Annotated in this window: 2 protein-coding genes; both read left to right on the forward strand. The window is 59.8% G+C overall.

The features are described from left to right. Positions 1-346, forward strand: a 346-nt coding sequence (locus AC1DLB_RS30850; RefSeq protein WP_477786386.1) for a nitronate monooxygenase, incomplete at its 5' end; no start/stop codon positions are given. Between the two features lie 150 nt (positions 347-496). Then, positions 497-1,023, forward strand: a 527-nt coding sequence (gene modA, locus AC1DLB_RS30855; protein WP_477786387.1) for a molybdate ABC transporter substrate-binding protein, incomplete at its 3' end; no start/stop codon positions are given.

Below are 1,023 nucleotides of genomic sequence, written 5' to 3' on the forward strand. Positions count from 1 at the left end.
GGTAGGTACGGCTTATTTGTTCACGCCAGAGGCCAAGGTCAGCGCGTCCCACCACAAGGCGTTGCGCACGGCCAAGGAAAGCGAGACAGCGGTCACCAACATTTTCACCGGGCGCCCGGCGCGCGGGATTCTCAATCGGGTGATGCGTGAACTCGGGCCGATGAGCGCCAAGGCACCGGCCTTCCCCTTGGCGGGCGGTGCGCTGATGCCATTGCGGGCTAAAGGGGAAGCGGATTTCAGCAACCTTTGGGCCGGGCAGGCGTTCACCCTGGGCGTTGAACTGACTTCGGCAGAGCTTACCCGGTGTTTGGCGGATGAAGGATTGGCCAAATTGCTTCACCGCTAGGACGGGGCCCGTAGCAGCTGGCTGCGCCAGCTGCTACAGGGCGCGCGTGAATTCCGACGTGCACATCCCATTCGTTCCRTTTACAGGCATTTCGCTATATATTCTGATATATAGCGTATCACTCGCCTACCACGGAGCCGTTTCATGACCATGCGTGCCTCACGTTTTGCCCCTGTGTGCCTGTTCAGCGTGTTCGCTTTCGGGTCCGCCCACGCGGATGAAGTCCAGGTCGCCGTTGCCGCCAACTTCACCGCGCCGATCCAGGCCATCGCTGCCGATTTCGAGAAAGACACCGGGCACAAACTGGTCACCTCCTTTGGTGCAACCGGCCAGTTCTATACCCAGATCAAGAATGGCGCGCCGTTCGAAGTGTTGCTCTCGGCGGATGACACCACGCCACAAAAACTCGAGACCGAAGGCGACACCGTCAAGGGTTCGCGCTTCACCTACGCTATCGGCACGCTGGCGCTGTGGTCGGCCAAGGAAGGTTATGTCGACGCCAAGGGCAAGGTTCTGAGCGACAACCAGTATCAGCATCTTTCCATCGCCAACCCGAAAGCCGCCCCGTACGGTCTGGCTGCCACTCAGGTGCTGGCCAAGCAAGGCCTGACCGACAAGGTCAAAGGCAAGATCGTTGAAGGCCAGAACATCACCCAGGCTTACCAATTCGTGTCCAC

The organism is Pseudomonas sp. 05N434, assembly GCF_056396965.1.